The sequence below is a fragment of the Mycobacterium sp. genome (assembly GCF_052143115.1).
In the GTDB taxonomy this organism is placed as follows: domain Bacteria; phylum Actinomycetota; class Actinomycetes; order Mycobacteriales; family Mycobacteriaceae; genus Mycobacterium.
Window position 1 is genome coordinate 1 of record NZ_JBKQTQ010000228.1, and the last position, 4,879, is coordinate 4,879.

General features: G+C 66.2%; 4 protein-coding genes and 1 pseudogene. 2 read left to right on the forward strand and 3 right to left on the reverse strand.

Annotation, left to right across the window (positions count from 1 at the left end):
- Positions 1-41: 41 nt before the first annotated feature.
- Positions 42-485 carry a universal stress protein gene (locus tag ACLQI9_RS22590; RefSeq protein ID WP_442392229.1) on the forward strand — a complete coding sequence of 148 codons (444 nt, stop codon included), beginning with the start codon at positions 42-44 and terminating at the stop codon, positions 483-485.
- Positions 486-492: 7 nt separating this feature from the next.
- Here ACLQI9_RS22590 and ACLQI9_RS22595 read toward each other — a convergent pair whose 3' ends face one another.
- Positions 493-1,170 (reverse strand): MBL fold metallo-hydrolase, encoded by a 678-nt coding sequence (locus ACLQI9_RS22595; RefSeq protein WP_442392230.1) that lies wholly within the window; start codon positions 1,168-1,170, stop codon positions 493-495.
- Positions 1,171-1,291: 121 nt separating this feature from the next.
- Here ACLQI9_RS22595 and uvrA point away from each other — a divergent pair, with 121 nt between their 5' ends.
- On the forward strand, positions 1,292-4,207 hold the full coding sequence (gene uvrA / locus ACLQI9_RS22600) for an excinuclease ABC subunit UvrA (protein WP_442392231.1): 2,916 nt from the start codon (positions 1,292-1,294) through the stop codon (positions 4,205-4,207).
- A gap of 6 nt (positions 4,208-4,213) precedes the next feature.
- Here the strand turns inward: uvrA and ACLQI9_RS22605 are convergent, their stop codons facing one another.
- Together ACLQI9_RS22605 and ACLQI9_RS22610 are read right to left on the reverse strand one after the other, a co-directional pair.
- A complete protein-coding gene (locus ACLQI9_RS22605) occupies positions 4,214-4,456 on the reverse strand; it encodes a hypothetical protein (protein WP_442392232.1) in 243 nt (80 codons plus the stop codon).
- A 25-nt stretch (positions 4,457-4,481) separates the two neighbouring features.
- Positions 4,482-4,879, reverse strand: a pseudogene (locus ACLQI9_RS22610) (esterase family protein); the annotation flags it as partial.

The following is a 4,879-nucleotide window of genomic DNA, read 5'->3' on the forward strand; positions in this document are numbered from 1 at the left end:
ACTGTCTTGGGTTGGCTGACCAACCGAAACTGGGAGGGTAAATGAGTGCCTATCGGACCGTGGTGGTCGGGACCGACGGCTCGGATTCATCGTTTCGTGCGGTGGACCGGGCAGCGCAGATCGCCGGGGCCGACGCCAAGCTGATCGTCGCGTCGGCGTATCTGCCCCAGCATGAGGACACCCGGGCCGCCGACGCACTTGGGGACGAAAGCTACAAGGTGTCGGGCACCGCGCCGATCTACGCGATTCTGCAGGACGCCAAGGAGCGGGCGCACAAGGCGGGTGCCAAGAACGTGGAGGAGCGGTCGATCGTCGGCGCTCCGGTCGACGCGCTGGTGAAGCTGGCCGAGGACGAAAATGCTGACCTGCTGGTCGTCGGTAACGTCGGCCTGAGCACGATCGCGGGCCGGCTGCTGGGATCGGTGCCGGCCAACGTCTCGCGACGGGCCAAGGTCGACGTGTTGATCGTGCACACCACGAACTAGGTCGCGCCTACCAGCCGCGCTCGCGCCATTCGCCAAGGTGGGGGCGTTCCTGGCCTAACACCGTGTCGTCGCCATGGCCGGGGTAAATGACGGTCGAGTCATCGTACACGTCGAACACCCGGGTGGTGACGTCGTCGAGCAGCTGGGTGAAATCGCCGCGTTGCCACGTCTTGCCGACACCGCCCGGGAACAGGCAGTCGCCGGTGAACAGGTGCGTGACCCCGCCGGTCGCGGGCCCGCCGAGGGCCAGGGCGATCGATCCGGGCGTGTGCCCGCGCAGGTGGAGGACGTCGAAGGTCAGCTCGCCGATCTGCACCGTGTCGCCGTTGGCCAGCAAACGGTCCGGTTTGACCGGCAGCGGTCCCGCGTCGATCTCGTTGGCGGCGGTCGGGGCACCGGTGGCCTTCGCCACGGCTTCCAGCGCCTGCCAGTGATCGAAGTGCTGGTGGCTGGTCACGATCAGCGAGATCTTTGGCGCATGCCGTCGGATCAGGTCGATGAGGACGTCGGCGTCGTTGGCGGCGTCGATGAGCACTGTTTCCCCGGTCGCGGAACACGTCACCAGATAGGCGTTGTTGTCCATCGGGCCGACCGACGCCTTCAAGATCGTGGCGCCGGGTAGTGTCCGGCGAGCCGCATTACCAGGGTCGACGTGTCCCGTGTAGTTGTCGTCCACGGCTGTCATAGCGGCCACGTTACTGGTCCGCGCTTGCTTGTCGGTATCGGCACATAGCATGGAATGCGCCGTGCGCAATAACTGCTGCAGGCACATAAGAGGTGCCACATAGTTCCTGAGAGGGGCAGCGTTGGCTGACCGCCTGATCGTCAAGGGCGCCCGCGAACACAACCTGCGCGGCGTCGACCTCGACCTGCCGCGGGATTCGTTGATCGTCTTCACGGGGTTGTCCGGATCGGGCAAGTCGTCGCTGGCGTTCGACACCATCTTCGCCGAAGGCCAGCGCCGTTACGTGGAGTCGCTGTCGGCCTACGCCCGCCAATTCCTGGGGCAGATGGACAAGCCGGACGTCGACTTCATCGAGGGGCTTTCCCCGGCGGTGTCGATCGACCAGAAGTCGACCAACCGCAACCCGCGGTCGACCGTCGGCACCATCACCGAGGTCTACGACTACCTTCGGCTGCTCTACGCGCGTGCGGGCACACCGCACTGCCCGGTGTGCGGCGAGCGGATCGCGCGCCAGACGCCCCAGCAAATCGTCGACCAGGTGCTGGCGATGCCGGAGGGCACCCGGTTCCAGGTGCTCGCTCCGGTTGTGCGCACCCGCAAAGGCGAGTTCGCCGACCTGTTCGAGAAGCTCAACGCGCAGGGCTACAGCCGGGTGCGCGTGGACGGCGTGGTGCATCCGCTGACGGATCCGCCGAAGCTGAAGAAGCAGGAAAAGCACGACATCGAGGTGGTGGTGGACCGCCTCACCGTCAAGGCCACCGCCAAGCAGCGGCTTACGGATTCGGTGGAGACCGCGCTGAACCTGGCCGACGGCATCGTGGTGCTGGAATTTGTCGACCATGAGCACGACGCCCACAACCGGGAGCAGCGGTTCTCCGAGAAACTCGCCTGCCCCAACGGGCACGCGCTGGCCGTCGACGACCTTGAGCCGCGGTCGTTCTCGTTCAACTCGCCGTATGGCGCCTGCCCGGAGTGCGCCGGTCTGGGAATCCGCAAAGAGGTCGACCCTGACCTGGTGGTGCCCGACCCCGACCGCACCCTGGCGCAGGGGGCGGTGGCGCCGTGGTCGATGGGCCACACGTCGGAATACTTCACCCGGATGCTGGCCAGCCTCGGCGAGGCGATGGGCTTCGACGTCGACACGCCGTGGCGCAAACTACCGGCCAAGGCGCGCAAGGCGATTCTCGAGGGCTGCGACGAGCAGGTGCACGTCCGCTACCGCAACCGCTACGGGCGCACCCGGTCCTACTACGCCGACTTCGAAGGCGTGCTGGCGTTCCTGCAGCGCAAGATGGACCAGACCGAATCCGAGCTGATGAAGGAGCGCTACGAGGGCTTCATGCGGGATGTGCCGTGCCCCGTGTGCGACGGCACTCGACTCAAGCCGGAAATCCTGGCCGTTACCTTGACCGCGGGGGCGCCTGGCGCGAAGTCCATCGCCGAGGTTTGCGAGCTGTCCATCTCGGACTGCGCGGAGTTCCTGAACGCGCTCACCCTGGGCTCACGCGAACAAGCCATCGCCGGTCAGGTGCTCAAAGAAATCCAGTCACGGCTGGGCTTTCTGCTCGACGTCGGGCTGGAGTACCTGTCGCTGTCCCGTGCGGCGGCCACGCTGTCCGGCGGTGAGGCGCAGCGTATCCGGCTGGCCACCCAGATCGGCTCCGGCTTGGTCGGCGTGCTGTATGTGCTCGACGAGCCGTCCATCGGCCTGCACCAGCGAGACAACCGCCGGCTCATCGAAACCCTGACTCGCTTAAGGGATTTGGGGAATACGCTGATCGTTGTCGAGCACGACCTGGACACCATCGCGCACGCCGATTGGGTTGTCGACATCGGCCCGGGAGCCGGCGAGCACGGCGGCCGCATCGTGCACAGCGGAACCTACGATGAGCTGCTGCGCAACACCGACTCGGTCACCGGCGCCTACCTGTCGGGCAAGGAAAGCATTGCCGCCCCGGCGATCCGGCGCCCGATTGACAAGCGGCGTCGGCTCACCGTCGTCGGCGCCCACGAGCACAACCTGCGCCAGATCGACGTGTCCTTTCCGCTCGGTGTGCTGACGTCGGTGACCGGGGTGTCCGGCTCCGGCAAGTCGACCCTGGTCAATGACATCCTGGCCGCGGTGCTGGCGAACAGGCTCAACGGCGCTCGGCAGGTCCCGGGTCGGCACGTCCGCGTCACCGGGCTGGACTACGTGGACAAGCTGGTACGCGTCGACCAGTCGCCGATCGGTCGCACGCCGCGATCGAATCCGGCCACCTACACCGGGGTCTTCGACAAGATCCGCACTCTTTTTGCCGCGACCACCGAGGCCAAGGTCCGCGGCTATCAACCGGGCCGGTTCTCGTTCAACGTCAAAGGCGGGCGCTGCGAGGCGTGCACGGGCGACGGCACCATCAAGATCGAGATGAACTTCCTGCCCGACGTGTACGTGCCGTGCGAGGTGTGTCACGGCGCCCGCTACAACCGGGAAACCCTTGAGGTGCACTACAAGGGCAAGACCATCTCCGAGGTGCTCGACATGTCGATCGAGGAGGCCGCGGAGTTCTTCCAGCCGATCACCGGCATCCACCGCTATCTGCAGACTCTGGTCGACGTCGGCCTCGGGTATGTGCGGCTCGGTCAGCCGGCGCCCACGCTGTCCGGTGGTGAGGCGCAGCGCGTGAAGCTGGCGTCCGAGCTGCAGAAGCGCTCGACCGGACGCACCGTTTACATCCTCGACGAACCCACCACCGGTTTGCATTTCGACGACATCCGCAAGTTGTTGGACGTCATCAACGGCCTTGTCGACAAAGGCAATACGGTGATCGTCATCGAACACAACCTGGACGTGATCAAGACGTCGGACTGGATCATCGACATGGGCCCGGAGGGCGGTGGCGAAGGCGGAACCATCGTCGCCGAGGGCACGCCGGAGGACATCGCGGCCGTCCCAGAAAGCTACACCGGGAAGTTCCTCGCCGAAACCCTCAGCGGCACCGGGGCGTCGGCCGGTGCGCCACGGCGCTCGAACCGGCGACGAAAGGTCAGCGCGTAGCTGCCTTTAGCCGTCCTCGTGCATCGACTTGCGGATTTGGGCCAGCCGCTCGGCCGCCGCGCGTTGCCGCTCCTGGTACTGCTCCTCGACGTCACGGCCCTCGGGGCTCTCGGCATCCAATTCGGCTGCGCCGATTGATGTCTCGTATCGCGTCTCGATCTTCTCGCGGACCGACTCGAACGTCGGAATGCCTGAGCTGGTATAGCCCGGGTCGGGTTCGGGGGCGGGACTCGTCGGCTCGTCGGGCATGGCTTCACGGTACCCGTGCCACGGCCTACCTGCCGATTGGCTCGTTGCGTGGAGCCGAAGCCGACATCGGCGGAGGCGACGAAGACGGCAGCGCGATCAACGGCACACCGGGGGTGTCCAACTCGCCGGCCAGCCAGGGCAGAGCCTTAGCGAAAACCCTGCTCGCGAAAGGCCAATCGTGCTTGCCCGGCTGGGCGACGATCGCGCAGTCGATGCCGTTGCCGCGGCCCAGTCTGCACAGCCGGTCGGCGGCGGCGGTCTGGTCGTCCGGGTAGCGGATATTGTCCTGACCGCCCAACCCGATCGCGCCGGCGTCGGCCACCGCGAGACTGTGATACCGCTTCGGTACGTTATCCGACGAAATGGCGAACCAGCCCGAGACGTCGTCGTATCGACCGTGTCTGGTGATTACGGTGGCCGGGT